Genomic DNA, 24108 nt, shown 5'->3' with positions numbered 1-24108 from the left:
CGTCCTCTCCCTCGGCGGCGCGCTGGCTCTTATCGGCCAGTCGCGCCGCGCGACTTGTGTCAGAAAGTGGTGCGACCGCCCGACGTGTCGAAGGTCGACGCGGTGGTAAAGCTGCATTCCTCGCTGGCCATGAAGCAAACCATGGCAGCGGACTCGCTGACTTCGCCCAAGCGCCCCATCGGGATTTTGGAGCGCATATAATCGACCTGGCTCTGGGGCAGCTGTGCGAGAATCGGACTTTCAAAAGTGGCGGGGGTCAAGGCATTGGCAATCACGCCCTTGCCCGCCAGTTCCTTGCCCAGGCTCTTGGTCAAGCCGATCACGGCAGCCTTGCTTGCGGAGTAAGCGGAGGCATTGGGATTGCCCTCCTTGCCTGCGACGGAGGCCAAGTTGACGATGCGACCATAGTCATTTTCGAGCATGAACGGCACCACCGCGCGGTTGCAGTAAAAGAGGCCGTTCAAGTTAATGTCGATCACGCTGCGCCAGCTGTCGAGCGGATAGTCCCATAGGGTCGCGGTCGCGCCGGTAATGCCCGCAGAGCAAACCAGCACGTCGACTTTGCCCAGTGCTTCCGCGCTGGACTTGGCTGCCGCCTCCACTGCCGCCTGATCCGAGACGTCGAGCGCGACCACATGGGTCGCGTCGATTTCTGCTTTGGTTTCCGCCAGCGCATCGGCGTTCACGTCCCACAAGGCAACCTTACCGCCTTCGGCCACGATCCGCGCGGCGACCTGTTTGCCCAAGCCCGACGCGCCGCCGGTGACGATGGCGCAGCGTCCTTCATAACGACCAGCAAAGACGCTCATCCGAGCACCTCGTCGCCCAGATGCCGCCATTCGACGACATTCTGCGTCTGGGTGCCCAGCTTGGCGATGCCCAGTTCCATCACGTCACCGGCGTTGAGGTAAATGGCGGTCGGCTTCTTTCCCTCGCCCACGCCGGGCGGCGTACCGGTGATCATCAGGTCGCCAGGATACAGCGTGATATATTCGCTGACATAAGAGATGAGCTGTGCCACGTTGAAGATCATCGTGCGGGTATTGCCGGTCTGCATCCGGTCGCCGTTCAGGTCCAGATACATGTCCAGATCCTGGGGATCGCCCACTTCATCGGGCGTCACCAGCCAGGGGCCGGTCGGGCAGAAAGTATCATGCCCCTTGCCCTTGCTCCACTGGGTACCGCGCTGCTTCTGGTTAAAGCGTTCCGACACGTCGTTGACCAGCGTGTAGCCCGCGACCTTCGACAGCGCCTCTTCTTCGCTCACGAAGCGGCAGGTTTCGCCGATGATGACGCCCAGTTCGACTTCCCAGTCGCCATGGGTTGCGCCCTTGGGCAGCATAACCTCGTCATTGGGACCATTGAGCGATGACAGCGCCTTCATGAACATCATCGGTTCGGTGGGGATCGGCAGGTTGGATTCGATCGCATGATCCTCATAATTGAGGCCGATGGCGACGATCTTGCCCACGCCCTTCAATGGCACGCCATAGCGCGGAGTCCCCTCGACGATCGGCAGCGACGCGATGTCAGCGGCCTTGGCGGCGGCCAGCGTCTCGATCGTCAGCTCGGTGACCACGCCCGACAAGTCGCGGATATGGCCATCGGCATCGACGATACCGGGCTTTTCCTGGCCACGCGGGCCAAAACGGCAGAATTTCATGGCAATCTCGCTTCTTGCTTAATGAGTATAGGGGCGGTGCATCGCGATATCGCGGTTCAGTTCGACGCCAAAGCCGGGCGCGTCGAGCGCGCTGGCCTTGAGCTGACCATTTTCGGGCACGGGTTCGCCGATCAATTGCGGATGGAACATCGGCACCACTTCGGTTGGTCCTGGATGCATCATCAGGAATTCGGCGAAGGGCGAATTGTGGCGGGTGATGACGAAATGATAGCTGTAGACCGAGGAGCCGTGCGGCACGACCATCTTGCCATGGGCATCGGCCAGCGCGCTGATCTTGAGCAATTCGGTCACGCCGCCGCACCAGCCGACATCGGGCTGGATGATGTCGCAGCAGTCCATCTCCAGCAACATGCGGAAGCCCCAGCGGGTCGCCTCATGCTCGCCGGTCGTCACCAGCATCCCCTTGGGCACGTTGCGCTTGAGTTGTTGATAGCCCCAATAATCGTCGGGGCTGATCGCTTCCTCGATCCATTTGAGGTCATGGTCATGCGCAGCGATGGCGAGGCGCGTGGCGTAATCGACGTCGAGCGCCATCCAGCAATCCCACATCAGCCAGAAGTCGGGACCGCATTTCTCCCGCATGTCGGCGAGTTCGGCGATATTCTTTTTCAGGCCTTCAATACCCTCGGCCGGACCATGGTGCAGCGGCATCTTGCCGCCGATGAAGCCCAGTTCCTTGGCGACATCGGGCCGCGCGCCGGTGGCGTAGAATTGCAGTTCATCGCGCACCGCCCCGCCCAGCATGTGATAGACTGGCTCTTGCCGCAACTTGCCCAGCAAATCCCACAGCGCCAGGTCGACACCGGAAATCGCGTTCACGACCAGACCTTTGCGCCCATAATATTGGGTCGAGAAATACATCTGGTCCCAGATTTTTTCATAATCGGTGGGCGAACGGCCTTCCAGAAAACGGGCCAGATGCTTTTCAACGATGAACGCGGCGGGCTCACCACCTGTCGTCACGGCAAAGCCGATCGTGCCATCTTCCGCCTCGATCTCAACGACCAAAGTGCCCAGTACGTTGATGCCGAAGCTCTGGCGCGACTGGCGATATTCGGGATAGCGCGACATCGGCGTCGCAATATGGTCGTCGATCCAGTGGCCTTCGCCCTGGTCATGATAGTCGGCACCGCCACCGCGCACGGTGAAGGCCCGGACATGCTTGATTTTCGGCAAGGTCACGATCGGCACGCACACACTCCCTGAACCATGCCGACGTCCAATATATGGGACAAGGCGGCAGAAACTTCCAAAATCTGAGCAAAATGGCGATAAAGGTCGGACAGCAGGCACGGGGACATGTTCGAAAGAATCACGCTTGGTCCTCGCCTTCGCCCTTGTTTTTCTCATTTTGTGGGATAGAGTGTTATTAGATGAGACAGAAAACGTCAAATCCAGAATCGGGTGAACGAGAGGAAAAGTCGAAAGCCGCCGGGTCGCAGACCTTGCAGCGTGGGCTGGACCTGCTCGACCAGGTGATCGACGGGCCGGTAAAGCTCGCCGACCTGTCCGAACGCATGGGTCTCACCCGATCGACCACCCACCGCCTCGCCAATGCGATGGTGGAACGGGGATTCCTTACCTTCCTGCCGCGCGAAGGCTATCAGTTGGGGCCGAAACTGCTGCAACTCGGTTTCCTGGCGCAAGCGCAGGCCGATGTGGTGCAGATCGCCCGCCCGCATCTCGAAGCCCTGGCTGCCGCCAGCGAAGATACGGTGCATCTAGGTCGGCTCGATGGCGATCAGGCGCTCTATCTCGACAAGATAGCGGGGCGTCGCCGCGTCGAAATATCCAGCCGCATCGGCGATCGTCATCCTTTGACCTCGACCGGGCTTGGCAAGGCGCTGCTGTTGGACGACGGCGAAACGGTCTGGACCCGGCTGTTCGACGCCGAGCGCGAAGATGGCACCCATGATGCCGATGCGGCCCTCTGGTTCGACCGTATGCGCGCCTATGTCGCGCAGGGGCGCACGTTCGACCTCGAAGAAAATGAGGACCAGATACGCTGCGTCGCAGCCCCCGTGCGCGATGCCGCAGGGGCGATCGTGGCCGCCATCAGCCTGTCGAGCGCAGCGCAATATATGGACGACGAGCGGATGCAGGCGCTGAGCGCCGATGTCCGCGCCGCGGCTCACGCCATCAGCGCCGATCTGGGTTGGACCCCCGGCGTCAAACCACCCAACCGCCCTGCACGGCGGTAACCAGCCAAGGAAGGCCCGATTTCATGAAACTGCTTGAAGGCAAGACCGTCCTCGTCACCGGCGCATCGACCGGCATCGGCCGCGCCGCCGCCATTGGCGCCGCGCAACATGGTGCCGATGTCGCGATCAACTATGCCAATAGCGATGGGCCTGCCGCGAGTTGTGTCGCCGAGATCGAGGCACTGGGCCAGCGTGCCATCGCGGTGAAGGGCGACGTCGCTGATCCGCAGACCGCACAGGATTTCGTGGCAAAAGCGGTTGACGCCTTCGGCAAGGTCGATGTGATGGTCAGCAATGCGGGCATCTGCCCCTTCCACGCCTTTCTCGACATGCCAGTGGACGTGGTCGAGCGCACCTTCAAGGTGAACCTGCATGGCGCCTATTTCATGGTGCAGGCCGCCGCGCAGCAGATGGTGAAACAGGGCCATGGCGGCTCGATCGTCGCCGTTTCCTCCATCTCCGCGCTTGTGGGCGGTGAGTTTCAGACCCATTATACGCCGACCAAGGCGGGCGTTCATTCGCTGATGCAGTCCACCGCCATTGCGCTCGGCAAACATGGCATTCGCTGCAACAGCGTGCTGCCCGGCACCATCCTGACCGAGATCAACAAGGATGACCTGGCCGACGTCGAAAAGCGGACATATATGGAGCAGCGCACGCCGCTGGGGCGGCTGGGCGCGCCGGAAGATCTGGCGGGTCCGATCGTGTTCCTGGCGTCGGACATGGCCGCCTATGTCACCGGCGCGGCGCTGCTGGTGGATGGCGGCATGTATGTGAATTTGCAGTAAACCGTGATGCTCCCCCTCACCTCCGTTCGCCCTGAGCCGGTCGAAGGGCTTTCTTTCTCGCTTGGCGAAATCTGGGCTTCGACAAGCTCAGCCCGAACGGGGGGAGAGCAGAATGCGTAAGCTCGCTGGTCATGCTGTAAGGATGGTGCAGATTGTCCTGTTAGGCGTCATCCTCACCGCCCCCGCAAACGCCACCCGTCCTGGCAACACCATCCTGATCGCGGGGGATTCCACCGCGGCTGACTACGCCCCGGCGCGGTATCCACAGACGGGATGGGGCACGATGCTGCGTTGCGCCGTGGCGCCCAATGTCCGCATTCTCAACCATGCCATGGGCGGCCGCTCGACCCGCAGCTTTTTGGCGGAGGGGCGCTGGGACCGGCTGCGTGCCGATATCCTGCCCGGCGACACGGTGCTGATCCAGTTCGGCCATAATGATGCGACGCGGGCGAAGCCGGAGCGCTGGGCACCGGCGCAGACCGACTATCGTGATAATCTACTGCGCTTCATTCGTGACGTGCGGATGGCGGGCGGCGTGCCCGTCCTCGTCACCCCTGTTACGCGGCGCAATTTCGGGCCGGAAGGCCGCGCCGTCGCGGATTTTGCTGCATGGTCGGGCGCGATGCGCGATCTGGCGATCAAGACCGGCACGCCATTGATCGACTTGGAGGCCCGCTCACGGGCATGGCTCGATCGCGCCGGGCCGAAGGGGTCGAAAGCGCTCTATCTCCATTATAGCGCGCAGGACAATGTGGCCGCTTTCCCCAAAGGCATCAGCGACAATACCCATTTTAGCGAATTGGGCGCGCGGCAGGTGGCCGATCTGGTTGCCGAGGGTCTGAAATCACTTGCCCTTCCCATTTCCGAGAAAATCGAGGCGCCGCGCCCGGCCGTGACTCGAACCACCCCGCTTGGAAGGACGGATTGCCAATGACACCGCCGATCGACCGCCGCACCCTCCTTGCCGGAACCCTCGCCTCCGCCACGCTAGCAACGCCTGCTATGGCGCAGAGCTTCCCTCTGCCCCAGGGGTTCGAACGGTTTCCGATCTGGCCCGGCAAAGCGCCGGGTGGCGAACGGGTCACGGTGCAGGAGGTCGAAAGCCTCCGTCGGCCCGATAGCGGCCCGGATGACGGCGTGTTCGCGCATGTGGTGACCCCGACACTCACCTTGCTGCGCCCCGCCAAGCCCAATGGCGCGGCGATCCTGCTCATCCCCGGCGGGGGCTATAGCCGCGTGGCGATCGGCCATGAAGGCTATAATATCGCCCGCCGGTTCGCGGAGGCGGGCTATGTCTGTTTCTCGCTGCTCTACCGCCTGCCCGCCGATGGCTGGGCGGCAGGCGCAGAGGCACCGTTGCAGGATGCCCAGCGCGCCCTGCGCCTGATCCGCGCATTGGCCCCGCGGGAGAAGTTCGACGCGAACCGGATCGGTGTGATGGGCTTTTCGGCGGGGGGGCATCTAGCGGCCTGGCTGACCAGTCGCACGCCCCAGGAAAGCTATACGCCGGTCGATGCCGCCGACCGCGAACCGATAAGGGCCGCAATTGCCGCCTATATGTATCCGGTGATCCAGATGGAGAGCGCGTTCGTCCATACCGGATCGCGCGCGCAATTGCTTGGCCCTGATCCAACGGCGGAACGGAAGCGCGCCTATTCGCTCGACCATGACGTGAGTGCAGAGACCCCGCCCGTCTTCCTCGCCCATGCGTTGGACGACAAGGCGGTGCCGCCTGAAAACAGCCTGGCCATGCTGGCTGCGTTGCGCGCCAAAGGCATAGCGGCGGAGTGCCATTTGTTCGAGAATGGCGGCCATGGCTTTGGCCTTGTCGCCTCGCCGGCAGCACCAGCGCCCTGGCCAGACCTGTTCCTGAATTTCGCGAGACGCCACGGCCTATGAGCGCACATGTCGCCCTGTTCGTCACCTGCTTGGTCGATGTCATGCGTCCGCGCATTGGCTTCGCCGCGATCCGTGCGCTCGAAGCGGCGGGCTGTACCGTCGTGGTGCCGCAGGGGCAGACCTGTTGCGGCCAGCCTGCGCTCAACAGCGGCGACCGCGCGCATGCCGTGGCGCTGGCCGAGCAGACGATCGAAGCGCTCGAACCTTATGAGGCGGTTGTCGTTCCCTCCGGCTCTTGCGCCGGGACGATCCGCTGCCACTATCCCGAACTGTTCGACGATGACGCGGCGTGGCAATTGCGCGCGCAGGCCGTCGCCGCCAAGACCTTCGAGGTGATGGCCTATCTGGATGAGGTCTGCGGCTGGAAACCGGAGGGCGTCGCCCTGCCCGCCACCGCCACAGCAACCTATCATGATAGTTGTTCGGGGCTTCGCGAACTGGGGATCAAGGCGCAGCCCCGCCGCCTGCTCAAAGCCGTTGATGGCCTGTCGATGACGCCGCTGCCGGGCGCGGAAACCTGCTGCGGTTTTGGCGGCACTTTCTGCGTCAAATATCCCGCCATCTCCAACGCCATCGTCGGCGAGAAAACCGATGCGATTGACGCGACCGGCGCAGACCTGCTGCTGGCGGGCGACCTTGGCTGCCTGATGAACATGGCGGGCAAGCTCCACCGTAATGGCTCCAAGGTCCGCGCCTTCCACGCGATCGAACTGATTGCGGGCATGGGCGACGGCCCGGCGATCGGCGAAGAGGCATGAGCGGCTTTACGGATCGCGCCGACGCGGCGCTGGCGGATCCGATCCTTAAGATCGCGGTCGAGCGCACGGCTGGCACGGCGGAGGCCAAGCGCGCAATAGCTGTCGATGCTTTCCCCGATTTCGAAGCTGCGCGGACACGCGCGGCTGCGATCAAGGATCATGTGATCGCGCATCTTGGCGCCTATCTCGAACAATTCGAAGCCAGCGCCATAGCGTCGGGGGCGCAGGTCCATTGGGCACAGACGGCAGACGAAGCCTGCCGGATCGTCATCGACATCTGCAAGGCGGCGGGGGCACAGACGGTCGCCCGCTCCAAATCCATGCTAGGCGAGGAAATCGGCTTGCCCCATGCGCTGGAGGAGGCGGGTATTGTCCGGGTCGAGACGGACCTTGCCGAACATATCATCCAATTGGCCGACGAACGGCCGTCCCACATCATCTGGCCCGCGATGCACAAGACGCGCGAACAGGTGTCCGCCTTGTTCCGCGCGAAACATGCCAATCCGCATGAGGAAGAAACGATCGCCGCCATGGCCCAGAGCGCCCGGCGCGAACTGCGCGGGGCGATGCTGGGCGCGGATGTCGGGATATCGGGTGCGAACTTCCTGATCGCAGATAGCGGCGCGGTCTGCACCGTCACCAACGAAGGCAATGCCGAACTCTCGCTCGTCCCGCCGCGCGTGCATATCGTGACGGCGGGGATCGAAAAGATCGTGCCGTCCATGCCCCACGCTATCCATATGCTGCGGATGCTGGCACGGTCTGCCACTGGCGCGGCGCTGACCCAATATACGACCTTTTACACCGGTCCAAAGCGCGTTGGCGACCGCGACGGGCCGGAGCAGATGCACATCGTGCTGGTGGACAATGGCCGCACCAAAATGCGCGAGGAAGGTCTGGCGGAGATGCTGCGCTGCATCCGCTGCGGCGCGTGCATGAACCATTGCGTGGTGTTCCGCCAGATTGGCGGCCATGCTTATGGCGGCACTTATCCGGGGCCGATGGGGGCGGTGCTAACGCCTGCGCTCGACGGCTTAGCGCCCAATCGCGACCTTGCCCATGCCTGCACCTTGAATGGCAAATGTCAGGAGGTCTGCCCGGTCAAGATCCCGCTCCCCACGCTGCTCAAGGGCTGGCGCGAGAAAAGCTGGCGCGAAGGGCTGGAGCCGACCTCAATGCGCTGGGGGTTGGGTGTCTGGGCTTGGTTTGCGCGCCGTCCCGCGCTCTATCGCCTGGGCACCGCCTCAGCGATCCGGGCGATGCGGCTGATCGGCCGTACCGGCTGGATCGCCAGCCTGCCGCTGGCGAGCGGCTGGACCAAGCATCGCGACCTGCCCAAACCCGCCGCCCGCAGCTTCATGGCGCAATATCAGCAGGAGCAGCGTAAATGAGCGCCCGCAACGCCATCCTCGCCCGTCTGGAAGGTCCGAAGCCGATCGCTTCAGAAGCCGTATCCCTGCTCGACGCCCCCGAACGTCCGGCGGTGGACGCCTCGGCGCTTGAAGCCGAATTTCTCGCCCGTCTCGCTTTGCCCAGCGTCAATGCCAGCCATGACCGTATCGCCAGCCTGGCAGACCTGCCCGCTGCCATCGCACGCTACCTGACTGGACAGCAGGAACCCTTGACCCTTTGTTGCCCGCCCGATCCGCGCCTGACGGTGTGCGACTGGTCCGCCTTCACCCTGCACGCCGATGCCGCCCCCGACGAAGGCGCCACCCTTGCCATTGCACGCAAGGGCATCGCGGAAACCGGATCGCTGATCTTCGAAACCAGTCCGATCGCGCCGATGCTGCCCAATTTCCTGACGCTGCATCATATCGTGTTGTTGGCAAGCCGCGACATCGCCGCTCATCTGGAGGACGCGCCCCTGCCGGGTCCGCAACCGCGCGCCCATTACTGGATCACCGGCGTATCCGGTACGACGGATATCGAGGGCACCTATGTGCGCGGCGCGCACGGCCCGCGCTTCCTGCATGTCATTCTGCTTCAAGAATGATGACCGCATATCGGTTCATCATTCCACATTAAGGGATAAATACTTTCCTTCGTGGTACTGGACGCTATAAGGCTTGGCAAAGTCATTCAGGAGATAGCCGATGTTCGACAAGACCTATTACGCGACGCACCCCGACATGATGGAATGCGTGTCGAACGAGGAATTGCGCGATCGCTATCTGATCGGCGGGCTGTTCCGCGATGGCGAGTGCGTGCTGAACTATACCCATGCCGACCGCTTCGTGATCGGCGGCGTTGCCGTGGTTGATGCGCCGGTCGCGCTGCCGGCGCAGACCGAGCCTGCTTCGGCGGCAGGGCATCCCTTCCTCGAACGGCGCGAAATGGCGGTGGTGAACGTCTCGAACGTCGAAGGCACCGTTACCGTCGATGGCGAGCGCTTCACGCTGGGCAACAAGGATTGCCTCTATGTCACCATGGGCGCGAAGGATGTGCAGTTCGCCGGCGCAGGCGCGCGCTTCTATCTCGCCTCCTGCCCGGCGCATAAGGGGTTCACCACCCGCAAGCTCGGCATCGCCGATGCCAATGCGCTCGGACGCGGCTCCCTCGAAGAATCCAACGAGCGCACCATCTTTCAGCTCGTCATCCCCGGCATTTGCGACAGCGCGCAGCTGGTCATGGGGCTGACTGTGCTCAAGCCGGGTTCGGTGTGGAACACCATGCCCCCGCATATCCATGAGCGCCGCAGCGAGATTTATTTCTACTTCGAGCTGGATGGGCCGTCGGATCGCGTTTTCCACTATATGGGCGAAGGCGATGCGATGCGGCATATCGTCATAGCCAATGAGGAAGCGGTGATCTCGCCACCCTGGTCGGTGCATATGGGGTCGGGTACCAAGGCCTATGCCTTCATCTGGGCGATGGCGGGTGAAAACCAGGATTATACCGACATGAATGTGCTGGATATCTGCCAGCTCGCCTGAACCCTATTGTCGTCATTCCCGCGAAAACGGGAACCCATCTCCCAACCTTGCAGCCGCAACGACGCTTGGGAGATGGATCCCCGCCTGCGCGGGGATGACGTGGAGTAAAAGTCCATGACCAACCCCTTTGATCTCAGCGGCCAGGTGGCCATCGTCACCGGCGCGAATACCGGCATTGGCCAGGCCATCGCCCTGTCGCTGGCTGCGGCCGGTGCGGACATTGCCGCGGTCGGCCGCACCCCGGCGCAGGAAACCGTCGACAAGGTCCGCGCGCTTGGGCGTAAGGCGGAGATCATCTCCGCCGATCTCTCGACCATAGAGCCGGTCCAGCGCGTGGTGGACGAGACGCTGGAAAAGCTCGGCGGGCTGCACATCCTCGTCAACAATGCCGGGATCATCCGCCGTGCCGACAGCGTCGACTTTACCGAGGCGGATTGGGACGCCGTGATCGACACCAATCTCAAGGTGCTGTTCTTCCTGTGTCAGGCGGCGGGTCGCCATATGATCGGCCAAGGCGCAGGCAAGATCATCAACATCGCTTCGCTCTTGTCCTTCCAGGGCGGCATCCGCGTGCCGAGCTATACCGCGTCCAAGAGTGGCGTTGCTGGCCTGACCAAGCTGCTGGCCAACGAATGGGCGGCCAAGGGCGTCAACGTCAACGCCATCGCGCCAGGCTATATCGCCACGAACAACACTGTCGCGCTGCAGGCCGACGAGACCCGCAACCGACAGATCCAGGAACGCATCCCGGCAGGCCGCTGGGGTGAAGCCAGCGACATTGGCGGCGCGGCCGTGTTCCTCGCGTCGAGCGCGGCGGGTTATATCCACGGGCATACGCTTGCAGTCGATGGCGGCTGGCTCGCACGCTGATCGCCTGACCTGCGCGAAGCAACGCCCTTCGACAGGCTCAGGGCGAACGGACGATCAAACAGAGGAGGGATAACCCTCCCAAACCACAAACAGGAGGATGGATGCCCGATATCAACAGGCGTGCCGCGCTTACCGCCACTGGCCTGGTCGCGCTGGGAGCCGCCCTGCCCGCTTCCGCCTTCGCGCACGCACCGCTGACGCTTGGTGCTAGAAAGTCCAGCCCGCCGCTCAAAGCGGGGCATCTCCGCATGGGCACCGGGACTGGCCCCAACGGTACAATCGGCCTCACCAACCTGACCCTGCTTCGGGACGGCCAGCCCTGGCTACCGGTGATGGGCGAATTTCATTTCACCCGCTTCCCGGCGCGCTATTGGGCGGAGGAACTGCGCAAAATGAAGGCGGCGGGCATCACCATCGTCGCAAGCTATATATTGTGGAATCATGTGGAGCTGGCGCCGGGCCAGATCGACTGGAACGGCGACCGCGACATTCGTCGCTTCATCCAGCTTTGCGACGCCGAGGGATTGCTCTTTTTCCTGCGGCCCGGACCCTGGGGCCATGCCGAGGCGCGCTTTGGCGGCATCCCCGACTGGATCGTCGCAGGCACGCACCCGCGCAGCAATGGTGCCGCTTATCTGGCAGAGGTCGAACGCTTCTGGCGCAGCCTCTACGAACAAGTGAGGGGTCTGTTCTGGAAGGATGGCGGCCCGATCGTCGGGATGCAGATCGAGAATGAATATAATCTCGATGGTCCAGGCCAAGGCCGCGACCATATCGCCGCGCTTAAAACCATGGCGCAGAAGATCGGCTATGACGTGCCGCTCTATACGGTCACTGGCTGGGACCAGACGCTTTATCCCAAGGGCGAGGTCGTTCCCGTCCATGGCGGCTATCCTGACGAACCCTGGTCGGCCAAAACCACCGCGCTGCCGCCCAAGGAAAATTACCTGTTCCGTTTCGATAGCCGGGTGAGCGGTGACCTGGGCGCGCAGACCCGAAGCAATCGCCGGGGCGACGCCGATAACGATATGGCGGACACGCCCTTCCTGGGCGCGGAATATGGCGGTGGCGTGCCCGTCATGTATCGCCGCCGACCGCTGCTCGACCCCAAGGATGTGGCCGCCGCCGTCACCACGCAGGTCGGGTCGGGCGTCAATCTGCTGGGCTATTATATGTTCCACGGCGGGGCAAACCCGCTCGCGCATGGCCGCACCCTGGAAGAGACCCAGCGGTCGGGCGGCTATAATGACTGTCCGATCATCGGCTATGATTTTCAGGCTCCTCTTGGTCAATATGGTGAGGTGAACCCGGTCAATGCGGCACTGCGACCACTGCATTATTTCCTTGGGCAATATGGCGACCGGCTCGCACCCATGGCCGTTCAGGCCCCTGCTCGACTACCCAGCGACAAGAACGACCTGCAAATCCTGCGCTGGTCGGTCCGGTCGCGGGGCGATAGCGGCTTCCTGTTCGTCAACAACCATGTCCGCCAATATGCCACCCCTGCCCATCGCGGCGTGCAGTTCACGGTCCAACTGACCAGTGGCCCGGTCGTCCTGCCGTCGCGGCCGGTCACGATTGCAACAGGCGACTATTTCTTCTGGCCGATCGGCCTGGACTTGGACGGCGTGTTGCTCAGCTGGGCCACCGCCCAGCCCGTCACTCGACTGGCCGATGCGGATGGCCCGATCCATGTGTTGATCGCCACTGCGCCAGGGTCCGTCGAACTCGCCTTCCCTTCGGGCACGCGCCTGTCCGCGCCATCGCGCACAGAAGGTCCGCACGTCATCGCCGATGTCCCGCCTGCCCCGGACCGGCTGCTGGCCGTGACCGGAGCCGATGGCCGCAAGGTTCGGTTGCTTCTGCTCGATCAGATGTCCGCGCGCAGCCTGTGGGTTGGCGATCTGTCGGGCCAGCGCCGCCTCGTCCTGACACCGGCCGACACGATGTTCGGAACAGACAGCCTGACCCTGCGCCAGCGCGGCGATCCCGCCTTCCGCTATCGCATGCTGCCCGGTCGAGCGGGCACGGCAACGGCGAAAGGCCCGGCATCTAGGGCCATTCCCTTTACCCAGAGCCGCGCCGCCGGCACTGCACCGCCCATCATTATCGGCGGCCCCGCCAACGCAGCGATGCAACCCCTGCCCGAAGCGCATCGCGCGGCCGCCGCCTTTACCTTCACGCTGCCCAAGGATGCGCTGGCAACGGGCGACGCCTTTTTGGAAATCGATTGGCGCGGCGACATGGGTCGCCTGTTCGACGGTATGGATATGCTGGACGATGCCTTTTGGGACGGCCGCGTCTGGCGCATCGGCCTCAAGCGCTTCGCCGAACGGTTGGGGCGACCATGGACACTGACCATCCTGCCGCTGCGTGCCGACGCGCCAATCTACCTGGACGATAGCGCCCGCGCGAAACTGCCAAAAGCGGCCCAAGTTGCGGACCTGCTCACCCTTTGCCTCGTCCCAGAATATCAGTTGGAGATCCGCGCATGACCGCTCTTACCCGCCGCGCCACGCTTGGCCTCGCCACACTGCCGTTACTGACCACGCCTGCGCTGGCCGCGCCCAAGAAGACCGGCGCACGCCCCGGCCCTTTCCTGATCGGCGCGGACATCAGCTGGATTCCCGAAGATGAGGCCGCAGGGGCTCGCTATTTCGTGAAGGATCAGCAGAAGGACCCCATCCTCCTGTTGCGGGACGCAGGGTTCAACGCCATTCGCCTGCGCATCTTCGTCGATCCGGCGAATGGCTATTCGAAGCGAGAACCAGATAAGGCATGGGCCGGGCTGGAACAGACCGTCAAGCTCGGCCGCCGCGTCCGCGAGGCGGGCCTATATCTGGTTCTGAGCTTTCATTATAGCGACACTTGGGCAGACCCTGAGCATCAGGGCGTGCCCGCTGCCTGGGCAGGCTATGACCTGCCCAAGCTCGCCAAAGCCGTCGATGCCCACACGCATGACACGCTCGTCGCGATGCGTGCGGGCGGCGCGCCTGTCGACATGGCGGTGATCGGTAACGAAACGACCTTTGGCATATTATGGCCCCATGGCCGGGTGAAGCTGTCTACCCCAACGGGCAATCCCATTACCGACGCCAATCATGCCAAGGTCGGACAGGTTGGTGGCTTCGATGCCTTCGCCGCCTTGTTGCGCGCGGGCATAGCGGGCGCGCGTCGCGCCGAACCGGGCATCGCCATCCAGTTGCACAATCATCTGGGGCGTCATTGGGGCATCGTGCGCGAATGGACCGATGCGCTGGTGGCACGCAATGTCGATTTCGACGTCATCGGCTTTTCCGCCTATCAGCAGCAGCGACAGGGCGACTGGGCCAACAGCTTCGACCAGTTCCTCAAACGCTATCCGGGCAAGGGGCTGCTGGTCGCCGAATATTCCAGCCGCAAACGCTATATCAACGATCTGGTCCACGCCCTGCCGGACAAGCGCGGCTGGGGCACGTTCATCTGGGAACCGACGCGGCATCAGGAAGCGATCTTCGACCGCAATGGCGAGAATGCGGGCGAAGGCCCCAAACCTGACCTGTTGAGCCAAGGCATCAACAGCGCCGAAGCCCCCGGCGGCCTTGCCACCGCTGCGCCAGCGCCCAAGCCCCAACCGACAGGACCGATGGGCGTTGGCGGTGACTATATCGCCAATCCCCTGCTCGATCTCTATGGTCGGATGGCGCAGGATTATCGACCGTGAACCGCCGCGACTTCACGCTGGGCGCTGGGGCGCTGGCGCTCACCGCTTGCGCGACGCGCCCGGTGGTCGGGGCCGATCCGTTGGTGTTCGCCTATTTCACGACCGGCAAGGGCGAGGCGGATGGCCTGAAACTGGCTACCAGCGACGATGGCTTCGCTTATCGGTCGTTGGCGGGCGGGCGCAGCCTGCTGGTGCCGCAAGTCGGCGAGAAGAAGCTGTTGCGCGATCCCTTCCTGTTTCGGGACGGCGCCATCTATCATCTGCTGTGGACCACCGCCTGGGAGGGCGTGACGATCGGCCATGCCACCAGTCGCGACCTCGTCCACTGGTCGCCGCAACAGGCTATTTCGGTCATGGCGACCATATCCGGTACGCGCAATTGCTGGGCACCCGAAGCCATTTATGATCCGCGCGCGCAGCACTGGCTGCTCTTCTGGTCCAGCACGGTCACCGGCCGCTACCGCGAAACCGAAGGCACGTCGGAATCGGGGTACAACCATCGCCTCTGGTCCACCACTACGCACGATTTCAAGACCTTTTCACCGCCGCAACCGCTTTATGATCCCGGTTTCAGCGTCATCGACGGCAGTTTTGCGCACGCGCCGGACGGCAGCCTGCACCTGATCGTCAAGGATGAGACGGTGTCGCCACCGCGCAAATGGTTGCATAGCGCGCGCGCCCACAGTCCGTCCGGCCCCTTTGGCGCGCTATCCGCCCCTTTCTCCCCCGCCTGGGTCGAAGGGCCGATGACCGCGCGCATCGGCGATGCGCTGGTCTGCTATTACGACATCTACAAGGAGGGTCGCTGGGGCGCGACGATGACCCGCGACATGGTGACATGGCAGGATGTCAGCGATCGGCTGGCGCTGCCAACGGGCGCGCGCCACGGCTCGCTGATTCGCGTGCCGCACGGGGTGATCGACGCGATCGGGAGCGGATAGATAAGGTGTTTACGCCATCGCGAAGGCTTTGAGCGCACGCAAATCGCGGGTGATCCATTTGACGTCACGGGCGAACATCTCATCATCCATGCCGGGCTGACGGAACAGCGTCAGCATCACCTCCGCGCCATGGCCATTGGCGATGACGCGCAAGGGGACATGGATTTCCGTGCCGTTCCCGGTATCGACATAATGGTCCATCACGCCGAACGCATTATGCGGCGTGAAGCGGATGGCCACTGGACCTTCCGGGCCATCGGCCAACCACCGATCGCCCTCCTGGCGAAGATTGGATTCGGCAAGGCCGGAAGCCCATTTGGGGAAGATTTCCGGCCGCCAGATACGGTCGTAGAGCGCCTGCCAATCCCGGTCGATCGATATGCTGTAGGTGCGTGCAGGCAGCATGAGGCCTCTCCATCCTGGGTCCAAAGTCGATGCCCGATAGCGCGATAGAGCCACGCTGTCACCGATTGGTCGTGCGAGAAGGGGCCAGTCTGCACGGCATTTTTACAGGATTTTCATGGATGAGGCCACGAACCCCCATCGATAGTTCACGCGCATAGCGGCCATCGTCGGCTCCGATGAAAAGGAGTCTTTCATGACGTTCGACTTTGCCCTTGCTGGTCTGGTGGCGTTGGGCCTGCTGGGCTATCTGACCGCCGTGCTGATCCGGCCGGAGCGCTTCTGATGGCCGGCACCTCGCTGTTCGAGCGCGCGCTACTGCTGCCTGCGGTGCGCGATGCGTTCATCAAGCTCGATCCGCGAACGCTGGTGCGCAATCCGGTGATGTTCACCACGGCCATCGTCGCCATGGTGGCGACGGTCATCCTGCTGCGCCACATGATCATCGGTGCAGGCGATCTGGCGCTCGAAGCGCAACTCATATTCTGGCTGTGGCTGACCGTGTTGTTCGGCAATTTCGCCGAAGCGCTGGCGGAGGGGCGTGGCAAGGCGCAGGCGCAAAGCCTGCGCGCGACCAAGGACCAGCTTGTCGCGCTGCGCATCGGCAAGAATGGCGCGACCGAGGAAGTGCCCGCCACGCAGTTGCGGCAAGGCGATGTGGTGCTGGTCACGCAAGGCAGACAGATCCCGGCCGATGGCGAAGTCGTGGCCGGCGTCGCCTCCGTCAACGAAGCTGCGATCACCGGCGAGAGTGCGCCGGTGATCCGCGAGGCAGGGGGCGACCGATCGGCCGTGACGGCTGGCACGACCGTCCTGTCCGACGAAATCCGCGTCAAGGTGACGGCGGAACCGGGCAGCGGCTTTCTCGATCGCATGATCGCGCTGGTCGAAGGCGCAAGCCGCCAGAAGACGCCCAATGAGATTGCACTGACGATCCTGCTCACCGGTCTGACGCTGATCTTTCTCGTCGCGGTGGGGACGCTCCCGGCCTTTGCCGCTTATGCAGGCGGCGTGCTCTCGGTACCGGTGCTGATCGCGCTGTTCGTGGCGCTGATCCCCACCACCATATCGGGGCTGCTGTCCGCCATCGGCATTGCGGGCATGGACCGGCTGATCCGTTTCAACGTGCTGGCCAAATCGGGCCGGGCGGTCGAGGCGGCGGGCGACATCGGCACATTGCTGCTCGACAAAACCGGCACCATCACGATCGGCGACCGGCAAGCGAGCGAGTTCGTGCCGCTGCCAGGCGTGGCTCAGGCCGACCTGATCGCTGCGGCGCGGATGGCCAGCCTATCCGATACCACGCCGGAGGGCCGGTCGATCGTGACGCTTGCGGGCGACGGCGACGGCCTGCCCGCCGACGCGGTGACGGTAGGCTTCACCGCGCAAACGCGGGTGAGCGGGATCGACCTGCCGGGGCGGCGCATCCGCAAGGGCGCTGTCGATGCGGTCCTCAAGCTGGGCGACTTCCCAGAAGATATCGTCCGCGCGCTCAGGAAGATTACCGATCGTATCGCGCAGGCGGGCGGCACGCCGCTGGCGGTGGTGGAGAATGGCCGGCTACTGGGGGCGGTACATCTCAAGGATGTGATCAAGGCGGGCATCCGCGAACGCTTTGGCGAATTGCGGCGCATGGGCATCCGCACGGTCATGATCACGGGCGACAATCCGCTGACGGCCGCAGCGATCGCGGCGGAAGCCGGCGTCGATGACTTTCTGGCCGAAGCGACGCCGGAGGATAAGCTCGCATACATCCGCAAGGAACAGGCGGAGGGCAAGCTGGTCGCCATGTGCGGCGATGGCACCAATGATGCGCCCGCGCTGGCCCAGTCCGATGTCGGTGTCGCGATGAATACCGGTACGCAGGCAGCGCGCGAGGCCGGCAATATGGTCGACCTGGATAGCGATCCGACCAAGTTGATCGAGGTGGTGGGTATCGGCAAGCAATTGCTGATGACGCGCGGGGCGCTGACCACCTTCTCGATCGCCAATGATGTCGCCAAATATTTCGCGATCCTGCCCGCCATTTTCGTGGTGCTGTACCCGTCGCTTGGGGTGCTCAACCTGATGGGACTGGCCAGCCCGTCGAGCGCCATCCTCTCGGCGATCATCTTCAACGCGCTCATCATTCCGCTGCTGGTGCCGCTGGCGCTGCGGGGCGTGGCGTATCGCCCCATGCCTGCGGCCAGCCAGTTGCTCCACAATCTGGGCATCTATGGCGCGGGCGGCGTGATCGCCCCCTTCATCGGCATCAAGCTCATCGACCTCGCCGTCGCCGGCCTCGGCCTGGTTTGAGCGGGAAAGGACCAGATCATGTTCACAGCCATTCTCACCATCATCCTGATCGTCGGCGGCGCGGCGCTGCTGTCCTGGCCGCTCGGTCGCTATATAGCGGCGCTCTTTTCGGGGCGCTTCGGGCGCGTCGATGGCCTGTTCGTGAGGGTTGCGGGGCGTGCGCCGCAGCAAGACTGGAAGCAATATTCGGTCGCACTGCTGGCGTTCAACGCCTTGATGTTCGTGTTCGTTTTTGCGCTGCTGGCGACGCAGCATTGGCTCCCACTCAACCCCGATGGCCAGACCGCCGCATCGCTCGACCTGGTGTTCAATACCGCGACGTCCTTTACCACCAACACCAATTTGCAGCATTATTCGGGTGAAAGCAGTTGGAGCTATCTGGCCCAGCTTGGCGGGCTGATGTGGCTGCAATTCGTGTCGGCCGCGACCGGGATCGCCGCTCTGGCAGCCCTGGCCCGCGGAATCGCCGGGCAAGCGAGCATGGGCAATTTCTTCCTCGACCTGCAACGCGTGACCTTTTGCGTGCTTTTGCCGCTGGCGATTATCGTCGCGCTGGTGCTGGCGCTGAGCGGCGTGCCGATGACCTTCGAAGGCGCTGCCCATGCGACGACGCTGGAGGGCGTGGCGCAGACGATCGCGCGCGGGCCTGCCGCCGCGTTCGTGGCGATCAAGCAATTGGGCACCAATGGCGGCGGCTTCTTTGGTCCCAACTCGACGCACCCGTTGGAAAATCCGAACTTCTGGTCGAACGGCTTTTCGATGATCGCCATCATTATCATTCCGATGGCTTGCGTTTGGATGTTCGGCCGGATCATCGGGCGGATGAAACATGCCGGTGTGATCTTCGCCGTTATGCTCGCCTTCCTGCTGCTGAAGATCGGCGGATCGGTCGCCTTCGAAGCCGCGCCGACCCAGGCCTTCGTCCACCTGCCGGTGATGCAGGATGTCGGCAATTTGGAGGGCAAGGAATTGCGTCTTGGCGCAACGACCGGGCCGCTCTGGGCGGTGCTGACCACGTCGACCAGCAATGGGTCGGTCGCGGCCATGCATGACAGCCTCAATCCCCTAACCGGCCTGATGCCGATGATCGGCATGTGGCTCAACGCCACCTTTGGCGGGGTCGGCGTGGGCATGATCAACATGTTCCTCTACATTGTGGTGGCGGTCTTCATCGCCGGGATGATGGTGGGCCGGACGCCCGAATATCTGGGGCACAAGGTCGAAGGCGGGGAAATGCGGCTCGCCATCCTGGCGCTGTTCAGCCACGCCCTGCTCATATTGGGTGGCACCGCCCTGTTTACGGCGACCGCCTGGGGGCAAGCGACGCTGCACAATGTCGGCGCGCATGGCTTTTCCGAAATGCTCTACGAATTCAGCTCCGCTGGCGCGAATAATAGGTCGGGATTCGAAGGGTTGGGCGATAATACGGTGCCTTGGAACATCGCCACCGGGCTGGTCATGCTGATCGGACGCTATCTGCCGATCATCGTGCCGTTGGCGATCGTCGGATCGCTGATGGCCAAGAAGCGCAGCGCGGAAAGCGCGGGCACGCTGAGCGTGGAGGGCGGCAGTTTCGGCATCATGCTGGTGATCACCATCCTGATTTTCGGCGCGCTAACCTTCTTCCCCGCCGCCGCGCTCGGCCCGATCGCCGAACATGTGACATTGATGCGCTAAGCGGCCGCTTGGTCGAAAGGATTATACGCAATGGCCTATCTCATTCCCTCGATCCGCCTGTGGCTGGTGACGCTGCTTGTTTGCGTTGTCGGCTACACGCTGCTCGTTCTCGCCTTCGCGCAGAGCGTCGCGCCGTTCCGGGCCAATGGATCGATCATCATAGTCGATGGTCGGGCGGTCGGCAGCGAACTGGTCGCCCAGAATTTCACGTCCGATCGCTATTTCTGGCCGCGCCCCTCTGCCGCCGATTATGATGCTATGGGCGCGGCGGGTAGCAACCTGTCGCCAACCAGGGAGGCACTGGCCAAGCGGGCCGCCGACACCGTCGCGCGCTATGGGGCAACGTCCGCCAATCCGGTTCCGGCCGATCTGGTGGCGGCGTCCGGCGGCGGTCTGGACCCCCACATCTCGCGCGCCGGGGCGCTGTATCAGGTGCAGCGGGTGGCGCGCGCGCGCGGCATCGATCCAGCGGCGGTGACGCGGCTCGTCGATGACAAGGTGATCGTACCGGGTGGCGCCTTCGCGCCCGACCCGATCGTCAATGTGCTGCAACTCAATCTGGCGCTGGATCGCGTGAAGCCATAGAGCAGGTCCAGCGATGACCCAGTCCACCCCCTCCACCGATGCCGATCATTATCTGCGGCTGGCGCGCCAGGAGCAGCGCGGGCGTCTGACCGTCTATCTGGGTGCTGCGTCAGGCGTGGGTAAGACCTATCGCATGTTGCAGGATGCGGCGCGGCGACAGGCGGAGGGGGTGGATGTCGTCGTCGGCGTGGCGGAAACCCATGGCCGCAGCGAGACGGCGCTGCTGCTCGAACCGTTGCGCATATTGCCGCGCCACCGCGTCGATCATCAGGGCCATGCGCTGGACGAGTTCGACATCGACGCTGCGATCGCGTGGCATCCGGGGCTGATTCTGGTCGATGAGTTGGCGCATAGCAATACGCCGGGCAGCCGACACCCCAAGCGGTGGCAGGATGTGGAGGAATTGCTGGCGGCGAGCATCGATGTCGCCACCACGGTCAACATCCAGCATATCGAAAGCCTCAATGACGTCGTGGCGGGCTTCACCCATATCCGCGTGCGCGAAACCGTGCCCGACCAGATATTGGACGATGCCGAACTGATCATTGTCGACCTGCCCCCCGATGCCCTGATCGAGCGATTGACGGCAGGCAAAATCTATCTGCCGGACACGGCGGGCCGGGCGCTCTCCAATTTCTTCACACCTACCAAGCTGGCCGCGTTGCGCGAACTGGCACTGCGCTTTGCCGCCCGCAGCGTCGACCGGCGCCTCACCGATCAGTTGCGCACGGCAGGCGACGAGGGCGATTTCGTCGCTGGCGAGCGGCTGATGGTCGCGGTGAGCCCCGGCAAAGGCGGGGCGCAGGTCGTCCGCCATGCCAGGCGGATGGCCGATATATTTCATGCGCCCTGGACCGCAGTAGTTGTCGAAAGCGGCCGGGCGCGCGCGATCGTCGGCGCGCAGCGCGAGCAGTTGGCCGACAATCTGGCGCTGGCGGCGTCGCTTGGCGCGTCGCTGATGACCGTTGCGGCCGACCATGTCGGGGACGCGCTGGTCGATCAGGCCCGACAATTGCGAGCCAGCCAAATCGTGATCGGCAAGAGCCGCCGGTCGCGCTGGTTCGAATGGCGACATGGATCGATCGCCCAGGACGTGATCCGCAAGGCGCAAGGGGTTGCGGTGCATGTCGTGCCGCTCAGCGATGCGGATGAGAGGCCCGACAAGCCGCGTGAAGCGGCCTTTGCCCGCGACGATATAGTGGCGTTTGCGATCGTCGTCGCAACCGTTGCCGTGCTGCGGCTGGTCCAGCCATGGCTGCCGTTCGGCGCGATCGACCTGCTGTTGTTGATTCCCGTCATCCTGTCCCCCACGGTGCTGCGGCTTCGCGCGGGTCTCTGGTCGGCGGTCTGGGCCGCGCTCTGCTATAATTTCTTCTTCATCCCGCCCCTGCATAGCCTGACCATCGACGATCCCCAGAATGTCATCACCTTTGCCGTGTTGGCGCTGGTTGCGGCCGTGGTAGGCTGGCTTGCCGGGCGCATCCGGCGGCAGGCCGAAACGAGCGCCGGGGTCGCGCGCCTTAATGCGTCGCTGGCGCGCTTTGCGGGCTTGATGGGGGGACTGTCGGAGAAGGAGGAGACGGCGCGGGTAGCTTGCCGCGAAATCGGCAATCTGCTCGATGTCGAGGCGGTGATCGTCACGATTGAGGATGGCGATATCGTCGTGCGCGGCAATGACGCCTATCGCCGGATTGACATGATCGACGAAGCCGCGGTCCGCTGGGCGCTGGAACAGGGTATAGCGACGGGACGCGATACGGGCACATTGAACGCATCCGATTGGCAATTCCATCCGCTCAAGACATCTCTTGGCACCATGGGGGCACTGGGACTGGCGCGGCCTTCGCAGGAGCGGATCATCCGGCCCGACGATGCGGTCATGCTCGCCTCGCTCGTGGACCAGACCGCACTGGCGCATGAACGCATCGTGCTGGAGGGACAGGCGCGCCAAGTCGATGCTTTGCGGGAGCGGGACCGCCTGCGCGGCGCGTTATTGGGCAGCATCGCGCATGACCTGCGCACCCCGCTTACGGCCGTGATCGCTGCGACGGAGGCGATCCCGGCGGAAGGAGCGTTCGCCGAAGAGATCGGCATCGCCCGTTCGGAATCGCGGCGGTTGCAGCGCTTTCTCGACGATCTGCTGGAAGCGTCCAGGATCGAACATGGCGCGATCGAACCGCGATGGGAGAGCGTCGACCTGACTGATGTCATCACCGACGTCCTGCGGGCGCTGCGCCAAGACGAGGCAGGCGCGCGGGTCACGACGCGGATCGACGGGGATTGCCCGTTCGTGTCCAGCGATCCGCTGTTGTTGCGCCATGTGCTGATCAACCTCATCGACAATGCGCTGAAATTTTCGCCTGTCACGACGCAGGTGGAGGTCGAATTGCTCTGCCGCGACGGGGATGTCCTGTGCCGCGTGCTGGATTCCGGCCCCGGCCTGCCCGCCGATACGGAGGCCTTGTTCGATCGCTTCCACCGGCTGGAGGGGAGCGACCGGGTCGGTGGATCGGGACTCGGCCTGTGGATCGCCAAGAATTTTACCGAAGCAGTCGGCGGGACGATCACGGCCGGTAACCGGGCGGGTGGCGGCGCGATGTTCGAGGTCATATTGCCGGGGCGCCCCAAGGATGAAGCGGAAGGACGCGCTGCCGATGCATAAGGATGTGCTGATCGTCGAGGATGAGCCCGCGATCCGGCGCTTGCTGGTGGGCGCGCTTGATCGGACGGGGCTGACCTATGCCGAGGCATCGACAGCCGCCGAAGCGTTGCTGCTGGCGGCCGTTCAGCCCCATCCGCTGGTGGCCCTGCTCGACCTTGGCTTGCCCGATCGGGACGGGTTGGAGATCATCCCGCAACTGGTGGAGGCCGGATTGGCGGTCATCATACTGACCGCCCGCGATGCCACCGACGAAAAGGTGGCGGCGCTGGACCTTGGCGCGGATGATTTCGTGACCAAGCCCTTCGACAGCGCCGAGCTGCTGGCGCGCATACGCTCGGCGCTGCGGCGCAAGACCGGCAGCCGCGCAGACCCGCAACGGCGGGCGTTCGAGGGCGGCACGATCGATCGCGAAGCCCATGCCGTGACGATCGGTGGCGGGGCGGTGGCGCTGACCCCGCGCGAGTTCGACCTGCTATGGGCATTGTGCGAAAAGCCCGGCCGCGTGTTGACGCACAGGACGTTGCTCGAAACCGTCTGGGGTGTGGCCCATCGCGACGATGTCGATTATCTCCGCGTCGCCATTCGCGCCCTGCGCAAGAAGGTCGAAGCGGATCCGTCGCGTCCGAAGCTGATCATCAACGAGCCTGGTGTCGGCTACCGCCTGGCAGGGTCGGCACCGAGGGTCGCGTGAAGCGGAAGCCTTTTCG

Annotated in this window: 22 protein-coding genes; 18 read left to right on the top strand and 4 right to left on the bottom strand. The window is 63.8% G+C overall.

All coding sequences use genetic code 11. From position 1 onward, the window contains the following. Nucleotides 1-59 precede the first annotated feature (59 nt). The 3 genes from ACZ2HM_RS22205 to rhmD are packed head-to-tail and all read right to left on the bottom strand — an operon-like array spanning nt 60 to nt 2866. Nucleotides 60-809 carry an SDR family NAD(P)-dependent oxidoreductase gene (locus ACZ2HM_RS22205; RefSeq protein WP_470427057.1) on the bottom strand — a complete coding sequence of 250 codons (750 nt, stop codon included), beginning with the start codon at nt 807-809 and terminating at the stop codon, nt 60-62. Next, nucleotides 806-1663 carry a 2,4-didehydro-3-deoxy-L-rhamnonate hydrolase gene (locus tag ACZ2HM_RS22200; RefSeq protein ID WP_470427056.1) on the bottom strand — a complete coding sequence of 286 codons (858 nt, stop codon included), beginning with the start codon at nt 1661-1663 and terminating at the stop codon, nt 806-808. The genes ACZ2HM_RS22205 and ACZ2HM_RS22200 overlap by 4 nt, the downstream gene beginning before the upstream one ends. Nucleotides 1664-1681: 18 nt before the next feature. Further along, nucleotides 1682-2866: an L-rhamnonate dehydratase gene (gene rhmD / locus ACZ2HM_RS22195; protein WP_470427335.1), complete on the bottom strand. Its 1185-nt coding sequence runs from the start codon at nt 2864-2866 to the stop codon at nt 1682-1684. Nucleotides 2867-3057: 191 nt separating this feature from the next. Between rhmD and ACZ2HM_RS22190 the strand changes: the two genes are divergently transcribed. From ACZ2HM_RS22190 to ACZ2HM_RS22135, 12 genes are all read left to right on the top strand, one after another. Beyond that, complete coding sequence (locus ACZ2HM_RS22190; protein ID WP_470427055.1) at nt 3058-3885, top strand: IclR family transcriptional regulator; 828 nt, start codon at nt 3058-3060, stop codon at nt 3883-3885. A gap of 23 nt (nt 3886-3908) precedes the next feature. Further along, on the top strand, nt 3909-4673 hold the full coding sequence (locus ACZ2HM_RS22185) for an SDR family NAD(P)-dependent oxidoreductase (RefSeq protein ID WP_037475237.1): 765 nt from the start codon (nt 3909-3911) through the stop codon (nt 4671-4673). 142 nt (nt 4674-4815) lie between these two features. Then, a complete protein-coding gene (locus ACZ2HM_RS22180) occupies nt 4816-5607 on the top strand; it encodes a rhamnogalacturonan acetylesterase (RefSeq protein WP_470427334.1) in 792 nt (263 codons plus the stop codon). Next, nucleotides 5604-6572 (top strand): alpha/beta hydrolase, encoded by a 969-nt coding sequence (locus ACZ2HM_RS22175; protein ID WP_470427054.1) that lies wholly within the window; start codon nt 5604-5606, stop codon nt 6570-6572. The genes ACZ2HM_RS22180 and ACZ2HM_RS22175 overlap by 4 nt, the downstream gene beginning before the upstream one ends. Next, on the top strand, nt 6569-7330 hold the full coding sequence (locus ACZ2HM_RS22170; RefSeq protein WP_470427053.1) for a (Fe-S)-binding protein: 762 nt from the start codon (nt 6569-6571) through the stop codon (nt 7328-7330). Before ACZ2HM_RS22175 ends, ACZ2HM_RS22170 begins: the two co-directional genes overlap by 4 nt. After that, complete coding sequence (locus ACZ2HM_RS22165) at nt 7327-8721, top strand: lactate utilization protein B (RefSeq protein ID WP_470427052.1); 1395 nt, start codon at nt 7327-7329, stop codon at nt 8719-8721. Before ACZ2HM_RS22170 ends, ACZ2HM_RS22165 begins: the two co-directional genes overlap by 4 nt. Next, nucleotides 8718-9326 carry a LutC/YkgG family protein gene (locus ACZ2HM_RS22160; protein WP_470427051.1) on the top strand — a complete coding sequence of 203 codons (609 nt, stop codon included), beginning with the start codon at nt 8718-8720 and terminating at the stop codon, nt 9324-9326. The genes ACZ2HM_RS22165 and ACZ2HM_RS22160 overlap by 4 nt, the downstream gene beginning before the upstream one ends. A 100-nt stretch (nt 9327-9426) precedes the next feature. After that, a complete protein-coding gene (kduI, locus tag ACZ2HM_RS22155) occupies nt 9427-10266 on the top strand; it encodes a 5-dehydro-4-deoxy-D-glucuronate isomerase (RefSeq protein WP_470427050.1) in 840 nt (279 codons plus the stop codon). Between the two features lie 114 nt (nt 10267-10380). Beyond that, nucleotides 10381-11136, top strand: coding sequence for a 2-dehydro-3-deoxy-D-gluconate 5-dehydrogenase KduD (gene kduD / locus ACZ2HM_RS22150; RefSeq protein WP_470427049.1), 756 nt, complete (start codon nt 10381-10383; stop codon nt 11134-11136). Between the two features lie 101 nt (nt 11137-11237). Next, a complete protein-coding gene (locus ACZ2HM_RS22145; protein ID WP_470427048.1) occupies nt 11238-13631 on the top strand; it encodes a beta-galactosidase in 2394 nt (797 codons plus the stop codon). Then, on the top strand, nt 13628-14839 hold the full coding sequence (locus ACZ2HM_RS22140; protein ID WP_470427047.1) for a glycosyl hydrolase 53 family protein: 1212 nt from the start codon (nt 13628-13630) through the stop codon (nt 14837-14839). The genes ACZ2HM_RS22145 and ACZ2HM_RS22140 overlap by 4 nt, the downstream gene beginning before the upstream one ends. Next, on the top strand, nt 14836-15780 hold the full coding sequence (locus tag ACZ2HM_RS22135) for a glycoside hydrolase family 43 protein (protein ID WP_470427046.1): 945 nt from the start codon (nt 14836-14838) through the stop codon (nt 15778-15780). The genes ACZ2HM_RS22140 and ACZ2HM_RS22135 overlap by 4 nt, the downstream gene beginning before the upstream one ends. Nucleotides 15781-15789: 9 nt before the next feature. Here the strand turns inward: ACZ2HM_RS22135 and ACZ2HM_RS22130 are convergent, their stop codons facing one another. Then, on the bottom strand, nt 15790-16185 hold the full coding sequence (locus ACZ2HM_RS22130) for a polyketide cyclase (RefSeq protein WP_470427045.1): 396 nt from the start codon (nt 16183-16185) through the stop codon (nt 15790-15792). Nucleotides 16186-16378: 193 nt separating this feature from the next. Here ACZ2HM_RS22130 and kdpF point away from each other — a divergent pair, with 193 nt between their 5' ends. From kdpF to ACZ2HM_RS22100, 6 genes are read left to right on the top strand one after another with little or no spacing between them, the layout of a single operon-like run. Next, entirely contained in the window at nt 16379-16468 is a 90-nt protein-coding gene (gene kdpF / locus ACZ2HM_RS22125) for a K(+)-transporting ATPase subunit F (RefSeq protein ID WP_152542666.1), read from the top strand. Beyond that, the gene (gene kdpB, locus ACZ2HM_RS22120) at nt 16468-18477 is read left to right on the top strand and encodes a potassium-transporting ATPase subunit KdpB (protein WP_470427044.1); all 2010 of its coding nucleotides are present in this window, start codon (nt 16468-16470) and stop codon (nt 18475-18477) included. Before kdpF ends, kdpB begins: the two co-directional genes overlap by 1 nt. A gap of 18 nt (nt 18478-18495) precedes the next feature. Beyond that, nucleotides 18496-20154: a potassium-transporting ATPase subunit KdpA gene (gene kdpA / locus ACZ2HM_RS22115; protein WP_470427043.1), complete on the top strand. Its 1659-nt coding sequence runs from the start codon at nt 18496-18498 to the stop codon at nt 20152-20154. A gap of 30 nt (nt 20155-20184) precedes the next feature. Next, entirely contained in the window at nt 20185-20739 is a 555-nt protein-coding gene (kdpC, locus tag ACZ2HM_RS22110) for a potassium-transporting ATPase subunit KdpC (RefSeq protein WP_470427042.1), read from the top strand. A gap of 13 nt (nt 20740-20752) precedes the next feature. Next, complete coding sequence (locus ACZ2HM_RS22105) at nt 20753-23401, top strand: DUF4118 domain-containing protein (RefSeq protein ID WP_470427041.1); 2649 nt, start codon at nt 20753-20755, stop codon at nt 23399-23401. Beyond that, complete coding sequence (locus tag ACZ2HM_RS22100; protein ID WP_470427040.1) at nt 23370-24092, top strand: response regulator; 723 nt, start codon at nt 23370-23372, stop codon at nt 24090-24092. The genes ACZ2HM_RS22105 and ACZ2HM_RS22100 overlap by 32 nt, the downstream gene beginning before the upstream one ends. Nucleotides 24093-24108: the final 16 nt, after the last annotated feature.

The sequence above is a fragment of the Sphingobium sp. KKT206 genome, assembly GCF_055640555.1.
The sequence above is the reverse complement of the archived record's forward strand: the minus strand, read 5'-3'. Positions and strand labels throughout refer to the sequence as shown.